Source organism: Streptomyces sp. NPDC101393, assembly GCF_044767385.1.
Classification (GTDB): domain Bacteria; phylum Actinomycetota; class Actinomycetes; order Streptomycetales; family Streptomycetaceae; genus Streptomyces.
Window position 1 is genome coordinate 564,529 of record NZ_JBIWNU010000006.1, and the last position, 21,893, is coordinate 586,421.

20 protein-coding genes are annotated in these 21,893 nt (G+C 73.1%); 8 read left to right on the forward strand and 12 right to left on the reverse strand.

Annotated elements, in window-relative coordinates; genetic code table 11:
* The first annotated feature begins 20 nt into the window (after positions 1-20).
* Positions 21-1,211, forward strand: coding sequence for an XdhC family protein (locus tag ACIRQ7_RS22170; protein WP_404264555.1), 1,191 nt, complete (start codon positions 21-23; stop codon positions 1,209-1,211).
* 192 nt (positions 1,212-1,403) lie between these two features.
* On the forward strand, positions 1,404-2,552 hold the full coding sequence (locus ACIRQ7_RS22175) for a winged helix DNA-binding domain-containing protein (protein WP_404264556.1): 1,149 nt from the start codon (positions 1,404-1,406) through the stop codon (positions 2,550-2,552).
* Between the two features lie 26 nt (positions 2,553-2,578).
* Here ACIRQ7_RS22175 and ACIRQ7_RS22180 read toward each other — a convergent pair whose 3' ends face one another.
* Positions 2,579-3,124, reverse strand: coding sequence for a GNAT family N-acetyltransferase (locus tag ACIRQ7_RS22180; protein ID WP_404264557.1), 546 nt, complete (start codon positions 3,122-3,124; stop codon positions 2,579-2,581).
* 82 nt (positions 3,125-3,206) lie between these two features.
* Between ACIRQ7_RS22180 and ACIRQ7_RS22185 the strand changes: the two genes are divergently transcribed.
* Positions 3,207-4,133: a LysR substrate-binding domain-containing protein gene (locus tag ACIRQ7_RS22185; protein WP_404264558.1), complete on the forward strand. Its 927-nt coding sequence runs from the start codon at positions 3,207-3,209 to the stop codon at positions 4,131-4,133.
* A 25-nt stretch (positions 4,134-4,158) separates the two neighbouring features.
* Here the strand turns inward: ACIRQ7_RS22185 and ACIRQ7_RS22190 are convergent, their stop codons facing one another.
* On the reverse strand, positions 4,159-5,973 hold the full coding sequence (locus ACIRQ7_RS22190; protein ID WP_404264559.1) for a protein-arginine deiminase family protein: 1,815 nt from the start codon (positions 5,971-5,973) through the stop codon (positions 4,159-4,161).
* Between the two features lie 840 nt (positions 5,974-6,813).
* On the opposite strand from ACIRQ7_RS22190, the gene ACIRQ7_RS22195 reads away from it, so the two are divergent.
* Both ACIRQ7_RS22195 and ACIRQ7_RS22200 read left to right on the forward strand, forming a co-directional pair.
* Positions 6,814-7,071, forward strand: a complete 258-nt coding sequence (locus ACIRQ7_RS22195) for a hypothetical protein (RefSeq protein ID WP_404264560.1) — start codon at positions 6,814-6,816, stop codon at positions 7,069-7,071.
* Positions 7,072-7,174: 103 nt separating this feature from the next.
* The gene (locus tag ACIRQ7_RS22200; RefSeq protein WP_404264561.1) at positions 7,175-8,851 is read left to right on the forward strand and encodes a glycosyltransferase; all 1,677 of its coding nucleotides are present in this window, start codon (positions 7,175-7,177) and stop codon (positions 8,849-8,851) included.
* A 50-nt stretch (positions 8,852-8,901) separates the two neighbouring features.
* On the opposite strand, the gene ACIRQ7_RS22205 is transcribed toward ACIRQ7_RS22200, so the two are convergent.
* Positions 8,902-9,753: a response regulator transcription factor gene (locus ACIRQ7_RS22205; RefSeq protein WP_401470420.1), complete on the reverse strand. Its 852-nt coding sequence runs from the start codon at positions 9,751-9,753 to the stop codon at positions 8,902-8,904.
* Positions 9,754-9,846: 93 nt separating this feature from the next.
* Between ACIRQ7_RS22205 and ACIRQ7_RS22210 the strand changes: the two genes are divergently transcribed.
* Both ACIRQ7_RS22210 and ACIRQ7_RS22215 read left to right on the forward strand, forming a co-directional pair.
* Entirely contained in the window at positions 9,847-11,550 is a 1,704-nt protein-coding gene (locus tag ACIRQ7_RS22210; RefSeq protein ID WP_404264562.1) for an AMP-binding protein, read from the forward strand.
* Complete coding sequence (locus ACIRQ7_RS22215) at positions 11,547-13,184, forward strand: AMP-binding protein (RefSeq protein WP_404264563.1); 1,638 nt, start codon at positions 11,547-11,549, stop codon at positions 13,182-13,184. The genes ACIRQ7_RS22210 and ACIRQ7_RS22215 overlap by 4 nt, the downstream gene beginning before the upstream one ends.
* Positions 13,185-13,377: 193 nt before the next feature.
* On the opposite strand, the gene ACIRQ7_RS22220 is transcribed toward ACIRQ7_RS22215, so the two are convergent.
* From ACIRQ7_RS22220 to ACIRQ7_RS22240, 5 genes are all read right to left on the reverse strand, one after another.
* Positions 13,378-14,310, reverse strand: a complete 933-nt coding sequence (locus ACIRQ7_RS22220; RefSeq protein WP_404264564.1) for an MBL fold metallo-hydrolase — start codon at positions 14,308-14,310, stop codon at positions 13,378-13,380.
* Positions 14,311-14,314: 4 nt separating this feature from the next.
* On the reverse strand, positions 14,315-14,896 hold the full coding sequence (locus ACIRQ7_RS22225) for a TetR/AcrR family transcriptional regulator (protein WP_404264565.1): 582 nt from the start codon (positions 14,894-14,896) through the stop codon (positions 14,315-14,317).
* Between the two features lie 79 nt (positions 14,897-14,975).
* The gene (locus ACIRQ7_RS22230; protein ID WP_401470405.1) at positions 14,976-15,350 is read right to left on the reverse strand and encodes an MmcQ/YjbR family DNA-binding protein; all 375 of its coding nucleotides are present in this window, start codon (positions 15,348-15,350) and stop codon (positions 14,976-14,978) included.
* A 43-nt stretch (positions 15,351-15,393) separates the two neighbouring features.
* Positions 15,394-15,927 (reverse strand): GNAT family N-acetyltransferase, encoded by a 534-nt coding sequence (locus ACIRQ7_RS22235; protein ID WP_404264566.1) that lies wholly within the window; start codon positions 15,925-15,927, stop codon positions 15,394-15,396.
* 70 nt (positions 15,928-15,997) lie between these two features.
* A complete protein-coding gene (locus ACIRQ7_RS22240) occupies positions 15,998-16,594 on the reverse strand; it encodes a short chain dehydrogenase (protein ID WP_404264567.1) in 597 nt (198 codons plus the stop codon).
* A 112-nt stretch (positions 16,595-16,706) separates the two neighbouring features.
* Here ACIRQ7_RS22240 and ACIRQ7_RS22245 point away from each other — a divergent pair, with 112 nt between their 5' ends.
* Entirely contained in the window at positions 16,707-17,585 is an 879-nt protein-coding gene (locus tag ACIRQ7_RS22245) for a helix-turn-helix transcriptional regulator (RefSeq protein WP_404264568.1), read from the forward strand.
* Here the strand turns inward: ACIRQ7_RS22245 and ACIRQ7_RS22250 are convergent.
* The 4 genes from ACIRQ7_RS22250 to ACIRQ7_RS22265 form a co-directional block, all read right to left on the reverse strand.
* Entirely contained in the window at positions 17,557-18,294 is a 738-nt protein-coding gene (locus tag ACIRQ7_RS22250) for a hypothetical protein (RefSeq protein ID WP_404264569.1), read from the reverse strand. The two genes, ACIRQ7_RS22245 and ACIRQ7_RS22250, sit on opposite strands and share 29 nt — an antisense overlap.
* A 517-nt stretch (positions 18,295-18,811) precedes the next feature.
* Positions 18,812-20,284: a catalase gene (locus ACIRQ7_RS22255; protein WP_404264570.1), complete on the reverse strand. Its 1,473-nt coding sequence runs from the start codon at positions 20,282-20,284 to the stop codon at positions 18,812-18,814.
* 178 nt (positions 20,285-20,462) lie between these two features.
* The gene (locus ACIRQ7_RS22260) at positions 20,463-21,713 is read right to left on the reverse strand and encodes a thiamine pyrophosphate-binding protein (protein WP_404264571.1); all 1,251 of its coding nucleotides are present in this window, start codon (positions 21,711-21,713) and stop codon (positions 20,463-20,465) included.
* A gap of 4 nt (positions 21,714-21,717) precedes the next feature.
* Positions 21,718-21,893 (reverse strand): NAD-binding protein (locus ACIRQ7_RS22265; protein ID WP_404264590.1); only part of this gene is annotated, 176 nt, incomplete at its 5' end.

Consider the following 21,893-nt stretch of genomic DNA (forward strand, 5'->3'; position numbering starts at 1 on the left):
CATCCGTAAAGGAGACCGACATGCTGGACATCGCCGAAGAGTTGCACCGGTGGGTCGAGCAGGGACGCGACTTCGCGGTGGCCACCGTGGTGGCCACCAACGGCAGCGCGCCCCGCCAGCCCGGAGCCGCCCTCGCCGTCGACACCGACGGCACCGCGGTCGGGTCGGTCTCCGGCGGATGTGTGGAGGGGGCGGTGTACGAACTGTGCCAGGACGCGCTGCGGACCGGTCAACCGGTCCTGGAGCGCTTCGGCTACAGCGACGAGGACGCCTTCGCCGTGGGCCTGACCTGCGGCGGCATCATCGACATCCTCGTCACCCCGGTACGGGCGAGCGCCCGCGGTTCCGGCGACACCGGTTCCGTGGGGGATCCGGTGGACAGCACTGCCGCAACGCTCGCCGCCGCGGTGACCGCCGCCGCCACGGGGGAGGCGGCGGCGGTCGCCCGCATCATCCAGGGACCGCCCGAACTCCTCGGCCGCGCCCTGCTCGTCCGCCCCGACGGCAGCCACACCGGCACCCTCGGCGGCCACCCCGCACTCGATGGCACCGCCGTCGAACAGGCCCGCGCCCTGCTGGACGCCGGGCGCACCGCGACCGTGGAGATAGGCGCCGACGGCTCGCAGTGCGGACAGCCCGTCGGCCTTCTCGTCGAGTCCTCCGTCCCCGCCCCCCGCATGATCGTCTTCGGGGCCATCGACTTCGCCTCGGCCCTGGTCAAGGTCGGCAAATTCCTCAACTACCACGTCACGGTCTGCGACGCCCGCCCCGTCTTCGCGACCCGCGGCCGCTTCCCGGACGCCGACGAGATCGTCGTCGACTGGCCGCACCGCTACCTGGACTCCCAGGAGCTGGACTCGCGTACGGTGCTCTGCGTCCTCACCCACGACGCCAAGTTCGATGTCCCCCTCCTGGAGCGGGCGTTGCGGCTCCCCGTCGCCTACGTCGGCGCGATGGGCTCCCGCCGCACCCACCTCGACCGCGCCGAGCGGCTGCGGGAGGTCGGCCTCACCGAGCTCGAACTGAACCGGCTGCGTTCACCCATCGGCCTCGACCTCGGCGCGCGCACCCCGGAGGAGACCGCGCTGTCCATCGCCGCCGAGATCGTCGCGGGCCGCCGCGGTGGCACCGGCGTACCGCTGACCGGCGCGCACACCCCGATCCATCACGACCGGTCCCGGCCGGTGGGGCGCATCGGCTCGGTGGCCTGAGGCGCGGTGCGGGGCACCGGGCGGCCCGGCGGCCACCGGCGGCGCGCCGAGCGCTCCGCGGGGGCTCGCCTGCCATGACGGATCGCGTCACCGCCGCATCCGCCCGGCCGGCGGCGCACCGCCCCGGGCGCGACTCCCGCGCCCGCCCGTTGCGGACCCACCCTGTCCGCAACGGCCCGTAATGTCATCGGCATGACGCAGCGCACCGCTCCCGTTCTGACCGCCCGCGCCCTCGGACGCGCCACTCTGGAGCGTCAACTCCTGCTCCGCCGCGCGGAGATGACCGCCCTCGACGCGGTGGAGCGGCTGCTCGGCCTCCAGGCGCAGGCGCCGCGGCCCCCGTACCATGCGCTGGCCGCCCGGCTGGCCGGGTTCCGTCCCGAGGAGCTGTCCGGCCTGCTGGAGTCCCGGCAGGCCGTCCGCATCTCGGTGATGCGCTCCACCATCCACCTGGTCAGCGCCGCGGACGCCCGGCTGCTGCGGCCGCTGACCGGGCCGGTGCACGAGCGCACCCTGCGCGGCAGCTTCGGCCGGCGGCTGGCCGGAGTCGACCTGGACCGGCTCGCCGCGACCGCCCGCGCGCTCGTCGAGGAGCGGCCGCTGACGTTCAAGGAACTGGGCGAACGGCTCCAGGAGGAGTGGCCCGACCACGACCCCTGGCCGCTGTCGATGGCCGCCCGCCAGCTCCTGCCGCTGGTGCAGGTCACCCCGCGCGCCCTCTGGGGCCGCAGCGGCCGGGCCGCGCACACCACCCTCGACTCCTGGCTCGGCCCGGCATCCGGCGCCGCCCCCGAACAGTCGCCGCGGGACGCGCTCGGTGCCGTCCTGCTGCGCTACCTCGCGGCCTTCGGCCCCGCGTCCGTCAAGGACATGCAGACCTGGTGCGGGCTGACCCGGCTGCGTGAGGTGACCGACCCGCTGCGGCCCCGGCTGCGCACCTTCCGCGACGAGCACGGCACCGAACTCTTCGACCTGCCGGACGCGCCGCTGCCCGGCCCGGACACCGAGGCGCCGGTCCGCTTCCTGCCGGAGTTCGACAATGTGGTGCTCTCGCACGCCGACCGCTCCCGGATCATCCCGCCCGAGTTTCAGGGGCGCAGCTGGGACCGCAATGTCGCCTACCGCATCTTCCTCGTCGACGGCACCCTCCGCGGCCTGTGGCGTATCGAAACGACCGGTGACACCGCGCAGTTGACGCTCGAACCGTTCGCCCCGCTGAGCGCCGCGGAACGCGCCGCCGTGGAGGACGAGGCCGCCGGCGTCCTGCGGATGACCGCCCCGGACGCCGCGCACGACCTCCACTACGGCCAGGTCGCCCAGCGGACCGGGACGACGGCGTAGCGCCCCGCCCTGCTCGCCAGGGCCCCTCAACCCGGTCGCAGCGCCCCCATCACCAGCACGTCGTACCGCTCACCCTCCCAGGCAAAAGCCTCCCGGAGCCGCCCCTCCACCACGAAGCCGCACCGCTCATAGGCGCGCCGCGCCCGGACGTTGAAGGCGAAGACCTCCAGCTGGACCCGGTGCAGTCCCACGCGGTCGAAGGCATGGCCGAGCAGCAGCCGGACCGCCTCGCTGCCGATACCCCGGCCGGTGGCCTCCGGCGCGAGCGCGATGCGCAGCGCGCCCTGCGCGTTGTCGGCGTCGATGTCCATCAACGCGAGCTCACCGAGAAAGCCGCCGCCGGACCGGTCCTCGATTGCCAGGTCCAGCCGGTCCTTCTCCTCGGCGCGGCCCGCGCACCAGGCCCTGATCTCCTCCAGAGTGAACTCCCGGTGGGTGCCCGTCAGCCGGCGCGTCTCCGGGTCCACGGCCGAGGCGTGGAAGGCTGCCGCATGGCGCGGGGACAGCGGCACGAGACGGATCCGGACGCCGGACAGGACCGGCTTCCCGGAGAGCGCGGTGGCGTCGATCATGGAGGGATGATGGCCGGGCCGCGGCAGCCGCGGCAAGGGAGCGGAGCGAGCGGTCCCGACGGGGCCGGACAAGGGGGCGGGCGTGGAGCTGCGGCAGGTGCGGTACTTCGTGATGGTCGCGCAGGAACTGCACTTCGGGCAGGCCGCGGAGCGGCTGCACATCGTGCAGTCGGCCGTCAGCCAGCAGATCCGGCGGCTGGAGCGGGAGTTGGCGGCCGACCTGTTCGACCGTTCGTCGCGGCAGGTGCGGCTCACGGCGGTGGGGGAGCGGTTCCTGCCCGAGGCGCGGGCACTGCTCGCCGCCGAGGAACGCGCCCGCGGCGTCGTCGCCGAGATGGCCCACAGCCGCGCCGGCACTCTGCGGCTGGGGACGAGCACGGGCCTGGGCACCCACCTGGACCGGGTGCTGGACGCGTACGCCGGGCTGGCGCCGGAGACCACCGTGGACCTGGTCGCCGCCCCGGCCCGGGAACGTCTCGACCAGGTCGCGGCCGGAACACTCGACGCGGCGTTCGTCCGCGGCGCCCCCGCCGGGTCCGGCCGGGACGGCCTGCGCTTCGTCCCGCTGTGGCAGGACCCGCTGGTCGCCGCCGTCCCGGCCCGGCACCCGCTGGCCGCCTCCCCCGGAACCCTCGCGCTGGCCGACCTCGCCGGGGTGCCCCTGGTGCTGACCGAACGCCGCCACAACCGGGCGCTGTTCGACCTGGTCGTGGCCGCCTGCCAGGACGCCGGCTTCGAGCCCTTGCCCGGCCCCCGCTCCGGCTCGCTGGAGAACACGCTGACGGCGATCGGTGCCGGCGGCCCGGCCGACGCGCTGTGGACCGTCGTCTACGACGCGCACGCCCGGCGGCTGAGCACCCCCAGGGTGGCCTACCTGCCGTTCCGCAACCCGGGCATGGAGCTGACCACCTATCTGGCCGTGCACCGCACCCAGCCGCCCGCCGGTCTTGACCTGCTGCTACGGGCCTGCGCGCCGACGGGCGGCAGCGGCGCCCCGTCCGCCGCATAGCCAGGCCCGCGGCACCCTCAACCCCTCAACTCACCGCGCGCAGCGCGTTCGTGGCGCAGTGCACCTCCCCACCGCTGAGGTGGGCCCAGGAGAAGTCCTCCACCCACTGCACCCGCACGCCCTGAGCGGACAGTCGGCGGCCCGCCTCCTCGCGGAAGAGGTCGCGCCCGGCGACCCGCGGACCGTGCGGCGCGGGCGCGGCGAAGTCCCGGGCGGTCAGCGACAGTCCGTTGGCCAGCGCCGGGGAGAAGGCGATGTGCCGGGGCGGCAGCCCGCCACCCGGATCGGCCCGGAAGTAGAGCACCGGCAGCCGGACGATCTCCCGCGGCCGCAGCCCCGTCGCCCGCAGCAGCGTCCGCAGCTGGCCGTCGATGTGCCGGGCGGCGTCCGCGTTGTCGCCGCGGGCCGCCTCCAGCCGCAGGAACTGATCGACGGTGGGCTTCTCCGGGGCCTCGGTGCCCGCGAACAGCCGCTGACCGCCCTCGCCCGCCTGCCGTGCCTTCTGCAGCAGGCCGATCGCGAGCCGCGGGTCGGAGACCGCCAGCGTCCACCCCCGGGCGTTGTCGGCCCGCACGACATGCACGGTCTCATCGGCGTGCCCCACCACCAGCCAGGACGTGTCCAGCACCACCGGGGGCTGCTGTCGCTGGGCCCGCAGCATCCGCACGTACGACGGGTCGGGATGCCGTTGCGCGGTACTGCCGTAGACGACCCTGCCCCGCGGGAAGCCCTGGTAGGGCGGCAGTGACTCGATGTTGCCGGTGAAGTTCAGCAGTTCGTCGACGCCCGGATCGCGCCGGGTCGTGTACTGCTGCACGATGCCCACGTCCGGCCCGCGCAGGTCCCGGAACAGCAGCCGCCCGGCCCGTCGCAGGCTGGCGGTGCGCCCGTCCTTCGAGGCCCAGTAGTTGGGGGAGCGCAGCAGGATACGAAGGGTGTGCGGGCCGCCGGGTGTGCTGCGGGTGACGTAGCCGGGCTCGGCGACGTCCTGCCGCCAGATGTCCTTCCACCACTGCGAGGTGCCGCTCCGGAACGTGAGCTGACGGTCCTTGAGGCCCGCGGCGCGGGTCGCGGCACGCAGCGAGTGGGCGAACTGCCGCCACTGGCCGGGCGGCCGCTGCGCCGCCGGCACCTCGACCGGCTGCCCCTTTCCGGGGCCCGGCGCGGCCGCGAACACCTGCTGGGCGCGCTGCAGATCGTTCTGGAGCAGCACCGGGGCGATCCGCAGCATGCGGTGGACGGTGCGGGTCGAGCCGCCGTCGGTCACCGCGAGCGCCGTCGGAATCCGCCCGTCCCACCGCTTCGGGTCGCGCACGATGTCACGCCCCTCCACGGCCAGCCGCACCCCGTGCCGCAGCTCCGCCGAGGTCAGCCGCCCGGATCCGCCCAGCGGGACCAGGCGCCCGCCGCGCCGCACGAACAGCCGCGCGTACGGCGCCTGCGCCCCCGCCACGAAGACCCGGCCGGTGGCCCGCTTGCCGACCCGCATCGGCGGCACCCGCAGCGGGGTCAGATCCGCCACGTCGCGCGCGCCGTTGACGACCTCGTCCGCCGCGTCGTGACAGCCGGCCAGCCGCTTGTCGACGGCCACGTCCAGCCGGTCCAGGTCCCCGGCGCGCAGGTGGCAGCGCCGGCTGTCGTCGTCCAGATTCGGCAGGACGACCGTGCCTTGCGGAGCCTCCAGCCGGGGGCGGGGCGCGGCGGCCGCGCCGGCGGCCGGCAGCCCACCGGCCACCAACGCGCCGACGGTGACGGCCACGCAGCCCGCGGCCGCCGCGAGGGCGAACCGCCGCCGCGCGGGGGGAGGCGGGTGGTGCGGGAGTGGGGGTGAAGCGGTCATGGGGCGGCCTTTCTCCGGAGTCCGACGTACGCTCACCACCCTTCCGCCCGCCCACCCCCCTCGCCTCCTGCGCCGGGCCGAATCCACGCTGCACCCTTCGGTGGAGCCCGGGGTGGACACGACTCCACCGGAGGGAGCGGTACGACCACCCACCGGCCGCGCGCCGCGCCGCCCACGGTGCGTGCGAGGTCCGGACCGCGGCGCGCCCTGTACGCCGGGATGCGCGCCGTCGCCAGGCCCCCTTCAGCAGGAGCCGCAGGCGAACCCGAGCAGCCCACCGGAGTACCCATGGCCGCAGGGCGGCTCGACTCAGCACCGCCTCAGGGGCTGGAAAACAGCCAACAATGTGACACTCCGCTTGTGTCCCGTGCCGGGGTAAGTGCCCGGTATCTATGGACGTATGACGATGCGGCGAGACGTGGCGCCCCCTGGGATGAGCTGATTTCGGACTCTCGCGCCAAATCGCACTTGTGTGCACATCCGCAGAGTTCATACCTTGTGGCGCGATCAAGACGCCTGCTTCCGCTGCCTGTGAGAGCCACCCGCCGGTCTTCTGGGGCGGTCCCTCGACCCGGAGCAGCGACAGGCGGGGGCGGGCGGGGAAAACCGCGGCTGATGACTGCCCGGGCGTCGTGAGATCGCGCCGCTCCGGTCTAGGAACCGAATGACAGGGCGGGGCAGGGCGGGCGGCCGCATTGCCGTGCTTCCGGCCCCGCGTTGCGGCATGAGCGCCAGGCGAGAGAAGGACCAGTGGGTCAGGGTGAGCAAGAAACGGGCCTGAGAGGGCCCGTGTTGAAAGTCAGCGGAGGGGGCTGTCAGATCGCTGACGGTCTTCCGCTGATGGACGTGGACCTTCGGGCCGGCGCGGGCAACTCCACTGCGGTGGTGGGTCCGGGCGGCAGCGGCCCTTTCTTCTTCGGCGTGCCGGGCGTGCTGACCGTCGCGTGGGCGATCTCCCGTGCCAACGGTGCCGAGTGGTCAGGCGACGTCCTTGCCACGACCGCGGGATCGCTCGCGGTCCTGGCCGTCCTCACCTGGTGGTGCGGTGCGCATGCGGCGGTACGCCAGTCGAATCGGTGGCGTCCCCATGGCGAGTGACATACCACCGCCGTGCCGGTCACAGCAGCACCCAGCAGAGACCGCACGGGCCTCGGTTCCTCGGCAGCGCGTCCACGTCACGATCCCGGCGCAGCGAACCCCGGTGGACCCACCGAACGCGGTGGTGCCGACGGCCTTGCAGCGCTGCGCCTTCGTCGCCGCGGTGGTTCTGACCGCCGCTGCGGCCCTGCAACAGGTCCTTCTCTGCGTGGGGTTCGGAAGCCTGCTTCCAGGCTGGCAGCCGTGGCCCTACCTTTTGGGCGCCGCGCCGGCATGGCTGATCGCCCGGCCGTACTGGCCGCGCGTCCTCGGCTCACGGCCCGTCCGGTCGAAGTCCCTGGACCTGCTGCGGCGGGTTCCCGTGTGGGTCTACGTCGTAGGTGTGCTGGTCGTGACCGCCTGCGTGTGGGCGGCGCTGCAGGACGACGAGCCCTATATCGGACACGAGGAAGCGGTCTACGCCAACAAGGCACGCTCTTGGCAGGACGGCGCGCCTGATGCCGGGTGGGGGGTCTACCGGCCGATCGGGCTCCCGGCCCTCGGGCGCATCGCCCTTGCCGTGCACGACGATGTCGGCGCGCTGCGGGCCGCCGCACTCGTCCTGGCGCTGTTCACGCTTGGCGCGACGTATGTCGCAGCCAGCCGCTGGACGACCCGACGCCAGGCTGTCGTGACGTTGCTGCTGCTCCTCAGCGGGCTCGGATTCCTGCGACGTGTGCCCGAGTTCCTCAACGACATCGGCAGCACGGGGCTGCTGCTGATCGTCGTTCTCCTGCTCGTACGCGCTCAGGAGAATCCACGGTCACGAGCCCTGTTGGGCGTTCCGTTCGTGATTCTCGCGGCCTTCTACCTTCGCTACGGCGTGGTGGGAAACCTCCTGGCGGTAGCCGTCGCAGCGGTCCTCGCCTACGGCCCGCGCGTTTGGCTCGCTCAATGGCGGCGGCTGGCCGCCGCCGCGGCCGTCCTCCTCGCGGGCCTCGTTCCCCACTTCCTCTACGCCACCCAGGTAACCGGTTCCCCTCTCGGCATCATTTTCTATGCCACCGAGCAGGCCGAACGTGCCTACATCGGCGACGGGCTCGTCTACTACCTGGCGATCTTTCCCTACCGCTTGGCCGGCGACCTCGGCGCCGTGGTCATGGCAGCCGGTCTCGTCGGCACCTGGTTCGCGATCCGCCGGATCCGGCGTGCGCGTCGCGAAGGCCGCGACGCCTCTCTGCCGTACGACCGTCGGCGGGTGTTCCTCGGAACGGCTTCCCTGCTCGTCTTCGTCGTCCTGGGCGTCGTGACCGACGGGGAGCCGCGCTTCGTCTATCTGCCGGTCATCCTGCTCACCACCCTGGGAGTGCAGTACATCGCCGAATTGACCACCCGCTGGGCTCCGCAGGTGCTCCTGGCGATCGCCGCACTCGCCGGTATCACGATCTTCGGGACGGTCCAGGTGGTCGCTCACGGAGCGATGCCCGGCCCCACAAGCCTGAGCCACTCCACCGTCCCCGTCGCCCGGCAGCTCTCCTCCTCAGGCCCATGCCTTCTGGTCACCGGCTACGAGCCCGAGGCCGGCTGGTACTCGGGCTGCGACGCCGTCACCTTCGACCAGTACCGCCAGACGGTCCCGCCCCGCCACACAAAGGTCAGCTTCATCCTTTTCGAGCGCGGTCGCTATCAGCCGGACGCCGCGGGCCTGCGGAGCCTCATCGGCTCGCATCCCCATACCCGTCGCACCCTCCGGGGCGACGGCCCACTCGGCGCGAGCACGGTGATCACACTGACGCCGTAGCCCCGGGTCCGCTGTCCCGGCACGTCGGTGACGGGACAGCGCATCCAGGGCTAGGGCAGCACCCCCCACCGCCGTGCCGCGACCACCGCCTGCAGGCGGGTGTGTGCCCCCAGTTTCCGCATGGACGAGCGCAGGTAGCCCTTCACCGTTTCGGGGCGCAGTCCCAGCCGGTCGGCCACCGTGGCGTTGGTCGCCCCCAGTGCCACACAGGCCAGCACGTCCACCTCCCGCGGGGACAGCGCCGGCCGGGCCGCCCCGCCCGCCGCGGCCGGGCGGCCCGAGGAGACGGCGGCGAGCCGGCCGCATGCCGCGAGCATCTCCTGCCGCAGCAGCGGATCGGCGACCCGCTGTGCCAGCGTCCGCAGCTCACCGTGCGCCTCGCGGACCTCTTCCCACATCGCCGGGTCGGCGGCGGTCGGCTGCCGCGCCACCGACAGCAGCCGCGCCGCCTCGTCCTGCAGCAGCAGTGCCTGCTCCAGCTCCCGTGCCGCCTCCATGGCCGCCGACAGCGGCCGGTCACCGAGCCGTACCGGGCGGCGCAGCGCCCCGTACAGCACCCCGCGCACCCGGCGCCGGACGACCACCGGCACCGCGAGCACCGACCGCAGCCCCTCCGCGGCCACCGACGCGTCGTATTCATGGCTGATCACCGACGAGACGCTGTAGTCGGTCACCGCGAACGGGCGGGCGAGTGCGACGGACTTCCCGCCCAGGCCGTTGCCCTGGAGGATGTCCAGCCCGCGCAGTGCCGCCGTCGCCGTCCCGGACAGTTCGTTGATGCGGAAGCGGCCCGTACCGGCCAGCAGGCCGCCGAACGCCACCGGCAGGCCGCTGGCCCGCCGCAGCCGCGACAGTGCCGCCCGTACGTCCACGGAATCGTTCTCCCCCGACTCGCCCTGCACGCCGAAACCTCCGGTTCCCCCCGTTCGGGGGTGGTGAGACCTGCGCCACTGATTACACGATGGCGGGTAGCGGTGCGGCAATGAGGAGGACATATGAGGGACACGGAAACCGGTGCGGCGGGCCGCTCACCGGCCGCGACCGAGGAATTCCGGGCGGCGCGGGACCTGCTGCTGCGCCACCGGGAGGACTACGAAGCGGCCCGTGCGGCCTTCCACTGGCCCCGGCCCGAGTACTTCAACTGGGCGCTGGACTGGTTCGACGTCATCGCCGACGGCAACGACCGCACGGCGCTGCACATCGTCGAGGAGGACGGCGGCGAGACCCGGCTGACCTTCGACGAGATGCGGCGCCGCTCCGACAACGCGGCCAACTGGCTGTCCGCCAAAGGGGTACGGGCGGGCGACCGGATCGTCGTGATGCTCGGGAACCAGGCCGAACTGTGGGAGACCGCGCTGGCCGCCATGAAGCTGCGCGCCGTCGTCATCCCGGCGACGCCGCTGCTGGGCCCGGCGGACCTCGCCGACCGCATCGGCCGGGGCCACGCCCGGTTCGTCATCGTGCGGGCCGCCGATACCGCCAAATTCGACGGCGTCCCGGGCGACTACACCCGGATCGCGGTGGGCGGCGCGGCGCCGGGCTGGCTCGCCTACGAGGAGGCGTACGACAGCCCTGACACCTTCCGGCCGACCTCGCCCACCCGGGCCGACGACTCGCTGATGCTGTATTTCACCTCCGGCACCACCGCTCGCCCCAAACTCGTCGAGCACACCCACGCCTCCTACCCCGTCGGCCATCTCGCGACGATGTACTGGACGGGGCTGCGGCCCGGCGACGTCCACCTCAACATCTCCTCGCCCGGCTGGGCCAAGCACGCCTGGTCCAATCTCTTCGCGCCGTGGAACGCCGAGGCGACCGTCTTCATCCACAACTACAGCCGCTTCGACGCGGCCCGGCTGATGGCCGAGATGGACCGGGCACGGGTCACCAGTTTCTGCGCCCCGCCCACCGTGTGGCGGATGCTCATCCAGGCCGACCTGTCGGCGCTGGCGCACCCGCCCCGGGAGATCGTCGCGGCCGGTGAGCCGCTCAACCCGGAGATCATCGAGCAGGTGCGGCAGGCCTGGGGCGTCACCATCCGGGACGGCTTCGGGCAGACGGAGACCGCCGTGCAGGTCGCCAACACCCCCGGCCAGCCCGTGAAACCGGGCTCGATGGGCCGCCCCACCCCCGGCTTCGACGTCGTCCTGCTCGACCCGGTCACCGGCGCCCCGGCCGACGAGGGCGAGATCGCCCTGGACCTCGCCGCCCGCCCCGTCGGCCTGATGACCGGCTACCACGGCGACCCGGCGCGCACCGCGGAGGCGATGGCCGGCGGCTACTACCGCACCGGCGACATCGGCGCCCGCGACAGCGACGGCTGGATCACCTACGTCGGGCGCGCCGACGACGTCTTCAAGGCGTCCGACTACAAGATCTCCCCGTTCGAGCTGGAGAGCGCCCTGCTGGAGCACGAGGCGGTCGCCGAGGCCGCCGTGGTGCCGGCCCCCGACCCGCTGCGGCTGGCCGTCCCCAAGGCGTACGTGGTGCTGGCGGCGGGCTGGGAGCCCGGACCGGAGACCGCGAAGCTGCTCTTCGACCACTCCAGGGAGGTGCTGGCCCCCTACAAGCGCATCCGGCGGCTGGAGTTCGCCGATCTGCCCAAGACCGTCTCCGGCAAGATCCGCCGCATCGAACTGCGCGAGGCCACCGCGCAGGGCGACGGCGGAGCCGAGTACCACGAGGAGAACCACCGATGAGCCCGACGCAGGACGAGCTGTCGTACGCGAGCGGGGGCGCCGAGCGGCCGCTGCTCGGGCACACCATCGGCGCCGACCTGGACCGCACCATCGCCCGGTTCGGGGACCGCGAGGCGCTGGTCGACGTCCCCGGCGGCCGCCGCTGGACGTACACCGAGCTGGGCCGCGCGGTCGACGAGGTCGCCCTCGGCCTGCTCGCCAAGGGCGTCGGCAAGGGGGACCGGGTCGGTATCTGGGCGCCCAACTGTGCGGAGTGGGTCCTGGTCCAGTACGCCACCGCCCGCATCGGCGCGATCCTCGTCAACGTCAACCCCGCATACCGCGTCCACGAGTTGGCGTATGTGCTGCGGCAGGCCGGCATCGAGCTGCTGGTCTCGGCGACGGAGCACAGGTCCAGCGACTACCGCCGGATGGTCGAGCAGGTGCGTGCCGAGACCCCCGCGCTGCGCGACGTGATCTACATCGGGCATCCGACCTGGGGCGGCCTGCTGGCCGCCGGCGCGTCCGTGCCGTACACCCGGCTCGCCGCCTGCGCGAAGGGGCTGGCGGCCGACGACCCGGTCAACATCCAGTACACGTCGGGCACCACCGGCTTTCCCAAGGGCGCGACCCTCTCCCACCACAACATCCTCAACAACGGCTACTGGGTGGGCGAAACGGTCGGCTACACCGAACACGACCGGGTGTGCCTGCCGGTGCCCTTCTACCACTGCTTCGGCATGGTCATGGGCAATCTCGGCATCACCTCGCACGGCGCCTGCATCGTCATCCCGTCCGCCGCCTTCGACGCCACCGCCACCCTCCAGGCCGTCCAGAACGAACGCTGCACGTCCCTCTACGGCGTCCCCACCATGTTCATCGCCGAGCTGGACCACCCCGACTTCGCGTCCTTCGACCTCACCTCGCTCCGCACCGGCATCATGGCCGGCTCGCCGTGCCCGGAGGAGGTGATGAAGCGGGTGGTCGCCGAGATGCACATGGCCGAGGTCTCCATCTGCTACGGCATGACGGAGACCTCCCCGGTCTCCACCCAGACCCGCCGCGACGACGACCTGGAACACCGCACCGCGACCGTGGGACGGGTACTCCCGCATATCGAGGTGAAGGTCGTCGACCCGACGACCGGCCGGACCGTCCCGCGCGGCGAACCGGGCGAACTGTGCACCCGCGGCTACAGCGTGATGCTCGGCTACTGGGAGGAGCCGGACCGCACCGCCGAGGTCATCGACGCCGCCCGCTGGATGCACACCGGCGATCTCGCGGTGATGAACGACGACGGCTACGTCCGCATCGTCGGCCGCATCAAGGACATGATCATCAGGGGTGGGGAGAACGTCTACCCGCGCGAGATCGAGGAGTTCCTCTACTCCCATCCCAAGATCGCCGACGTCCAGGTCGTCGGCGTCCCGGACGAGAAATACGGCGAGGAGATCGCCGCCTGCGTCATCCTCCGGGATCCCGCCGACCCGCTCACCCGCGACGAACTGGCCCGGTACTGCCGCTCCCGGCTCGCCCATTTCAAGGTGCCGCGCTACCTCGACATCCTCGACGCCTTCCCCATGACGGTCAGCGGCAAGGTCCGCAAGATCGAACTGCGCGAACGGCTGGCGAAGCGGCAGGGGACGGTCTCCTGAGGCGGGTGCGAGGAGAGGGCGCCGGGTCAGGGGCCCGGCACCAGAGGCACGGAAGCGTGCCTTCGGTCAGCTCGCGTCAGGGCCTGTTCAGGTAGGTGAGGACGGCGAGGACGCGACGGTTGCCGTCGCCCTCACCATCGGCGCCACCGCCTTCCTCGTCAACGGCTCGGCACTGCGCGCCGCCCTCGCCGCGTCAGGCCGGCCGCCCGGTTTCTGCGTGCTCCCGGGCCGCGCCGGAGCCGCTGAGGCGTGCGTAGTCCCACGGGTCGTGCGCGTTCAGGACGGTGATCCGCCCGGCGCCGGCCACCTCGCCGGCCACCTCGCCGGCCGCGAGGTCCCGCAGGCGCTCCTGGTTGGCGATCCGCAGCCGCTCGTCGACCTGGGCGTTCAGCTGGACGAGGTCCATCAGGGGGTGGGAGTGCGGAGCGTGGGTGGCGATCTCACGATGGTAGAAGTACGCATCGCCCGCGTGCAGCAGCCAGTCATCGCCGTCCCGCACGGCGATCCCCGCATGCCCGGCGCTGTGTCCGCCGAGCGGGACGATCAGCAACTCGTCCCGTACGCCGGTGAGTTGGTGCACCCCGGCGAATCCGCGCCACGTGTCACCGCCCGGGTCCCCGGGTGCCGCTCCGCCTTCGCCGTGCTGCCCGTAGGTCTCCCAGCGGGGCCCGTGCGCCCAGTGCGCCGGGCGGTAGCGGAGGCTGGGTGCCTCGGCCTCGGCCGCCGCGAGTTCGGCCGCCCTCACATGCACCCGCGCCCCGGGGAAGTCCGGCAGCCCTCCGCTGTGGTCCACGTCCAGGTGGGTGAGCGCGATATGCCGTACGTCCGAGGCGGAATGGCCCAGTTGCTCGATCTGCCGCAGCGCCGTCTCGGCGGGCCGCAGTGCGGGCTGCGTCAGCTCGGTCCACTCCGGGTCGAGAGAGGTCTGCGGCCGGTGGATGTCGTCCGTGCCGAGTCCGGTCTCGATCAGCACCAGCCCGTCCCGCTCCGTCTCGACCAGCAGGCAGTGGCAGACGGCGTTCAGCGGCGGCGGGCCGTCGTAGGTGGCCTCGATCGTCATCAGGGAACCGCAGTTGAGGTGATGGACCCGGCCGGAACGGCGGCTACTCCCCTTCGTCCCGCTCATGTCGTCAGCTCGCTTCCTGGGTGACGGTCGCCCCGATATGCCGGGCGACCGTATGGATGACGGACGTGTCCCGGCGCACCCGGGCCAGCAGCAGCGCCCCTTGCAGTGCGGACATCGCGAGGTCCGCCAGCTCCTGGGCCTCGGTCTCGCTGCTGCCCCAGCTGCGCAGCTGCCCGGTCAGGCCCGACAGCCAGAGCCGGTAGGTCTCCTGGCAGGCGTCATGGATGGGGCCCGCGTCCCCGGCCTCCTCCAGCGCGACGGTCGCGATCGGGCAGCCGTCGCGGTAGTCGGAGTCCTCCAGCCCCTGCGCCAGCAGCGCACCGAGGGCGGCGATCGCCTCGGCCGGACCGGTGGCGGCGCTCACCGCGGCCGCCATCCGCCCGCCCGTCTCGGCGCCGGCGAGGGCCATCGCCTCGGCCGCCAACTGCTCCTTGCCCTGCGGGAAATGGAAGTACAGCGAGCCCTTGGGAGCGCCGCTGGCCGCCAGTACCTGATTGAGGCCCGTCGCGCCGTAGCCCTGCCGCTGGAAGAGCTCGGCGGCGGTGCGCAGGATCCGGGCGCGGGTGTCTCCGCGTGATTGCACCATACGAGGGACTCTAGACCGACCGGTCTAGAGAGTGCAAGGCAACGTGAAGGACCGGAGCGTGACAGGAAGTCAGGAGGTGTCAGCGCTGTCCCGGCCAGTCGAGGCGGAGGCGCTCGGCGCGCGGGAGCCCGGCGACGATCAGGTCGTAGGAGTCCTCGATGAGGTCGAGCACCAGCCGGTCCGGAAGCTCGCCGACCAGCGAAACGGTGTTCCAGTGGCGCTTGTTGAGGTGATAACCGGGCACCACCTCGGGGTGCGCCGCCCGCAGCCGTTCGGCCAGGTCCGGATCGCATTTGAGGCTCACGGTGAGGGGCGCGGCCGTCAGTGTCGTGAGCGCGAAGATCTTGCCGCCGACCTTGAACGTCGACACGTCCGGGTGTCGCGGGAAGGGGAATTCCTCGGTCGCCCCGTTGAACTCCAGACAGGCCGACCGGAGGGCGTGCGCGTCGATCATCCGGCCATTATGTCCCGCGGGGCGGCGCCGGCCCGGCGGCCCGTCAGCGCGCGGGGCCGATCGGCGGCCGCCACATGCACACCCGGGGCCAGCGGTCGAGGCCGAGCGCCGCTTCGTGCGCACGGATGGCGCGCAGGCCGGGGGAGAGGTCGGCGTCGGCGAGGACCCGGAAGCCGATCCGGGCGTAGTACGGCGCGTTCCACGGAACCTCGGCGTAGGTCGTCAGGGTCAGCCCGGCCGCCGGGTCCGCCCGGCCGGCCCGCTCGATGAGGGCCCGGCCGATGCCGTGGCGGGCGTGGGCGGGGTGCACCGACACCTGCTCGATGTGGATGCAGCCGTCGACCGGGTCCCAGAGCAGATAGCCGACCGGCCGCCCGGCCTCCCCCTCGGCCCCGCCCGCCGCCTCGTACGCGGCCAGCGCGCGGCCGGCCTGCCGGTAGCGGGTCAGCTCGGCCAGGGGCGGCGGTTCGTCGTCCGCGATCCGTGCCATGCCGAGCCCGCGGAAGGGTTGGCCGGCGGCCCGCTCGATGGCGCGCAGTACGGGCAGGTCGCCGGGGGCCGGGGTATGGATGATCACCCCGCCAGTGTCGTCCCCGGCGCCCGGCGCGGCGACCGGATTTCGTCGGCCGCGCCCGGCACGGGGGTGCTCACGGCTGTCTGCCGGCGGGGTGCGTACCCGGGCCGCCCGGCGTGAGGGCGGCCAGGTAGCCGCGTGCGACCTCCGCCACCGGTGTGCCGTCGGCCGGATCCAGACCGAGAGCGGTGAGGGTCTCGGCGACCCAGCCGGGGCTCAGCACGGTCAGCCGGATACCGCGCGGCATCTCGTGGGCGGCGGCCTGCGCGAAGGCGTCCAGACCTGCGTTGACCAAGGCGCCGAACGCCCCGCCCGGCGTGGGCCGGTCGAACGTTCCGCCGGTGAGCAGGACCGTGCCGCCGTCCTTCAGCCGGTGGACGGCGCGCCGGACCAACCGGACCTGGCCGAGCAGCTTGTCGTCCAGGCCGGTGGTGAAGTCGGCGTCCGAGGGGGAGTCCAGTGGAGTGAGCCGGCCGCTCGCCGCGCAGCAGACGACCGCGTCCGCGTCCGGGACGGCGGCGAGGAGCGCGTCCACCGACGCCGCGTCCGTCAGATCCACCCGGGCGGGCCCGCGGCGCCCGGCGCGCACGACCTCGTCGCCGCGGCCTTCCAGCTGTCCGGCGACGGCGCTGCCGATGGTGCCCGTCGCTCCGATCACGATGACCTTCATGCCGGCGATGGTGCCGGACCGCGCCCCGCCCACGCAGCCCTCTGCCGGAGGTGGGACCGCCGTGCCTACCTCTGCCAGGTGCAGGGTGCCCGCCGCGCGGCACACTGGCGGCGTGGAGCGGACAACTGACCTGGGGGAGTTCCTGCGCACCCGGCGTGCGCGACGGTCGCCGCAGGAGGCCGGGCTGCCCGGCCAGGGCGGCCGGCGCCGCGTACCGGGCCTGCGCCGCGAGGAGTTGGCGCAGCCGGCGGGGATCAGCCCCGGGTATTACACCCGGCGGGAACAAGGGGCCGGCGTCAACGCCTCGGACGCGGTGCTGGACGCGCTGGCGCGGGTGCTGCGGCTGGCGGACACCGAGCGGACCCATCTGTACGCGCTGGCGCGCCCGGACCGCACGAAGGGCGCGCCGGAGCGCCCCCTGACCCCGGAGCGGCTGCGGCCGTCCGCCCGCGCCATGATCGGGGCGCTGGGGGAGGTTCCGGCGCTGGTGCTGGGCCGGTTCACCGGCGTACTGGCCTGGAACGGGTCGGCGCATGCCCTGCTCGCCGGTCATCTGCCGTACGAAGCAACGGAGTTGACGGACGAAGACGCCGCCGGCAGGCGTCCCGGCATCGCGCGGAGGATGTTTCTCGATCCGGACTACCGGGCGCTGTTCGCCGACCCGCAGGCCAAGGGCCGGGACACCGTGGCGGATCTGCGGCGGATCGCCGGGCGGCGGCCCGGGGCGGCCGAGCTGACCGGACTGATCGCTGAGCTGACGAGGGAGAGCGCGGAGTTCGCCGCGGAGTGGATGGCGCATCCGGTGCGGACGTGCGCGACGCACACCCGCGACTACCGTCACCCGCTCGTCGGGCCGCCGACGCTCGCCGACGAGCTGCTGACGATGCCGGACGACGCGGGGCAGCGGGTGGCGATCTTCCACGCCGAGCCCGGCTCCCCGTCGGCCGACGCCCTGCGCCGGCTCAGCGGCGCCCTGCCGCCCCGTAGGTGATCAGATCGTCGGCCGCGTCGTTGACCGGCTGCGGGGTGCCGGTGAGGTCCATCACGAACAGCGGGATGTGCAGCTCGTCGGCGCGCGAGCGGGCGTCGCGGGCATAGCCGGCCAGCGAGAAGAAGACCGCGATGGCCGAGTCGTTGAGGCCGTTGAGCCAGACGCATTCGATCTCGCGAAGCGCGGTGGACCGGGTCGTCGGGTCGACCTGGGCGACCACCCCGAAGCCGCGCAGGTCCACGCCGGAGGCGGTCCGCTCCTGGGTGCGGGTCACGTCGGGGTAGCCCAGCCACTTCAGATACTGCGCGGCGGCGGTGACGCAGTCCCGGGCGGTGCGGATCGTGACCGGCTGGAAGGCGGGCCGCAGCGCGCCGGGGGCGGGCTTCGGTGGCGGCGCGGGAAGGCTGCGCACGCCGAGCGACGGGCGGTTCGGCGGCGGCGGGAGGGGCGCCGGGACGACGGGGATCCGGGCGACCGTGCCGCAGGCGCAGCTCGATTCCGGCGCCGGCCATTCGTCGTGCCGGCCGCAGGCCTCGCAGCGGACCTCCACCCAGGAGGCCCGCCAGGTGCGGTGCACTATCTCGACGGGCACACCGCCGCGCAGCACGGGCATGGTCAGCGGGGCACCGCACGCGCACGGGAAGGTGGGCGGGGTGAAGGCGTTCTCGCGGCGGCACGTGGGGCACCGCACCGGCACGCTGTCGGCCATGGTCGGCTCCTGGCGGGTTGGGTCGGCAGACAGGACTGCTGCTCTGCTGCCGTCCATGCTCTCTCCAAAACCGCCTGCCGGGGGCGGAAATGCGGTGTGCCGCGCAGGTCGGGAGCGAAAAGCGGGAGGGCCGGGGCGCGTACGGGGCGCGGAATGCGGCGTACGCCATGGCCGGCGGAGGGCCGTGTGCGGACGCGTCGCACGCACGTCGGGCCCGGAATCCGTGACCGTACGGATTCCGGGCCCGACGTGAGGGGTTCCCGCCCGGTGGCGCGTGAGTTGGGCGCGACAGGACATCGCACCACCGGACGGAGTCTGTGGCCTGGGCCCTGATCAGGGCCCAGGCAGCAGGCGGGCTCCGCGGCGGGGGAGCGGCTCACCCATCCCTATCGGGTGAGCGCTTCCACCGCACTGGTATCTCCCCGGATGCCGCGGAGCACCGCGCTGCCTCTCCGTACCGGCCGGCCACCCCTCAGCGGGCCGGCCGGTACGGATGCGCAAGGAGGCTGACCTCCCGTCAGTCCTCGCGCAGTTCGCGGACCTTGGCCTCGACGCGCTTGCCGTAGTCCTGGTCGGCGGCGTGGAAGTGGGCGAGGTTCTTCTCGATCACGTCGTCGCGGCCGACCTGGGAGAGACCGCCGGCGATGTTGTTGACCAGACGGTTCTTCTCGTCCTCCGACATCAGGCGGAACAGCTCACCGGCCTGGAAGAAGTCGTCGTCCTTGGTGTGCGCGGGGGCCTCGTGGGTGCCGACGTGACCGGTGACGGCGAGCGGGGCGGACAGCGCCTCGTTCGTCTGCACCGGGCCGCTGTACGAGTTGGGCTCGTAGTTCTTCGCGTGCCGGTCGTAGGCGTTGGTGGCCATCAGGCCGTCCCGGCCGTAGTTGTCGGCCTGCGTCGCCCGGGGGGCGTTCACCGGCAGCTGGGTGTGGTTGATGCCCAGGCGGTAGCGGTGCGCGTCGGCGTAGGCGAACAGCCGGCCCTGGAGCATCTTGTCGGGGGAGGCGCCGATGCCGGGCACGAAGTTGTTCGGCGAGAACGCGGCCTGCTCGACCTCGGCGAAGACGTTGTCCGGGTTGCGGTCCAGGACCAGCCGGCCGACGCGCTGCAGCGGGTAGTCGCGGTGCGGCCACACCTTCGTCAGGTCGAACGGGTTGAAGCGGTAGTCCGCCGCCTCGGCCGCCGGCATGACCTGCACGTACAGCGTCCAGGAGGGGTAGACGCCCCGCTCGATGGACTGCAGCAGGTCGGTCTGGTGGCTGTTGGCGTCCTTGCCGGCCAGCTCGGCGCCCTGGTCGGCGTCCAGGCTGCGGATGCCCTGGTTCGTCTTGAAGTGGTACTTGACGAAGAAGGACTCGCCCTCGGCGTTCGTCCACTGGTAGGTGTGCGAGCCGTAGCCGTTCATGTGGCGGTACGAGGCCGGGATGCCGCGGTCGCCCATCAGCCAGGTGATCTGGTGGGTCGCCTCGGGGGCGTGCGCCCAGAAGTCCCAGACGTTGTCCGGCTCCTGCTTGCCCGTGAAGGGGTCGCGCTTCTGCGAGTGGATGAAGTCGGGGAACTTCAGCGGGTCCTTGATGAAGAAGACCGGGGTGTTGTTGCCGACGAGGTCGTAGTTGCCCTCTTCGGTGTAGAACTTGATGGCGAAACCGCGGGGGTCACGCACGGCGTCGGCGCCGCCGAGGTTGTCGGCCACGGTCGAGAAGCGAATGAAGAGCTCGGTGCGCTTGCCGACGGTGTTCAGGAAGTCGGCGCGGGTGAAGCCGGTGACGTCGTCGGTCACCTCGAAGTGGCCGTAGGCGCCGGAGCCACGGGCGTGCACGACACGCTCCGGGATACGCTCGCGGTTGAATCGCGCGAGCTTCTCCAGCAGGTGCTGGTCCTGGAGGAGGATCGGGCCGCCGACGCCGGCGGTCGCGGAGTTCTGGTTGTCGGCGACGGGGGCGCCCGCCTCCGTGGTGAGCTGGCGCGCCGTCGGCGTGGGCTTCGACATGGTGACCTTCCGTACGAGAGCGCGGAAGTTGGCTTCCGCATGTCGGAGCGTAAGAACAGCTCCGACCAAACGTCAACAGTTTGTTGAAACCAAACTGGGTTGCTTGGGGTGGTGTTCCGGGCGACGGCCGCGCCTGGGCGCGACAGGACAGGTGTCGGCGAAGCCGCCGCCCGGAAACTCAGGGGGTGAACTCGCGTCCGGCGCCGGGAGCCGGGCCGCCGGGAGCCGGCCCGCCACGCTCGATCCGGGCCTCCACGAGGACCGGACGCCGCGTGGAGACGGCTTCCTTACGTGCCCACTCGAGCGCCGAGCGGAGCTCTTCCGGGTCGGCCACGGCGCGGCCTGCGCAGCCGTACGCCTCCACGAGCCGCACATGATTCGTGAGCTGCTCGTGGTGGATGCCGACCGGAACGTCGGGGGAGTACCCGCCGCCGGACCGGTGGACCGGGCCCGGGTACTCGGGGTTGAGCATGATCACAACGAACGGCACGCCGTACTGCGCGGCGACCGCCAACTCCTCCGCCATGAACGGAAAACCGTGCCCGTCGATGACGGCGACGACCTCCGCCTCCCGCTCTCCCCGGGAATCCAGGGCGGTACGGACGCCGATCGCGGCCGGCACCTCCCAGCCCGGCGGACCGGACCGGCCGTGGAACCGGTGCCGGGGCGTCCCGGCGGCAGCGGCGGCGAACGGGCCCGCCGAACTGCTGACGAGGTACGGGGGCGCCGCCCCGCCCGCCGCCTGGGTACCGAAGATCCTGCTGATCTCCCGCACGGCCCACGGCGCCGCGGCGCCGCCGACGGCGGCCGCCCTGACGGGCCTGGGCGGCGGTGGGCCGGCCGCGGCCCGCGCGGCGCGGCTCTCGAAGCCGGGCAGGAACCCCGCGTCGTAAAGGATCTCCGCCGCGGCCCGGTCGGCCGGCAGGTCGATCAGGACCGGCCCCGGGCGGCCCTCCCGCGCGATCCGGAACGCCTCGCGAAAGGCACCCGGAATCCGCGCCGGATCCTCGATCCGCTCGGCCCGCTTGGTGACCGGACCGGCCAGCCGGATCACGTCCGGCGGCCGGCCCGCCGCCTGCCGGGGCACACCGGACGCCGGACGGTCGGCGGACGCCGCACGGCCCAGCACGCAGACCAACGGGACCGCGTCCTGCTGGGCCGCGTACAGACCCGTGATCAGCCGGGCCGCTCCCGGACCCGCGGCCACCGCGGCGACCCCGGGCTTCCCGCTCGTACGGGCCCAGCCGTCCGCCATGTGCACGGCACCCTCTTCGTGGAGCGCCGTCAGGTGCTCCACGCCGCCGACCTGCTCCATCGCCGTGTACAGCGGGAGCAGCGCGCCGCCGGGGCAGCCGAAGACGCTGTCGACGCCCTCGTCCCGCATGATCCGGACGGCCGCCTCCATGGCGGGAACCCGCTGCGCGGCCATGACCTCAGCTTTCGGTGGTGTGTCCGGAGAGGCGCTCGACGCCGCGCAGGAGGGCGGAGTGGTCGAGGTTGCCGTCGCCCTGGGAGCGCAGGGAGGCGACGAGGGAGGCGACGACGGCGCCGACGGGCAGGGCGGCGCCGACGGTGCGGGCGGCGTCGGTGACGATGCCCATGTCCTTGT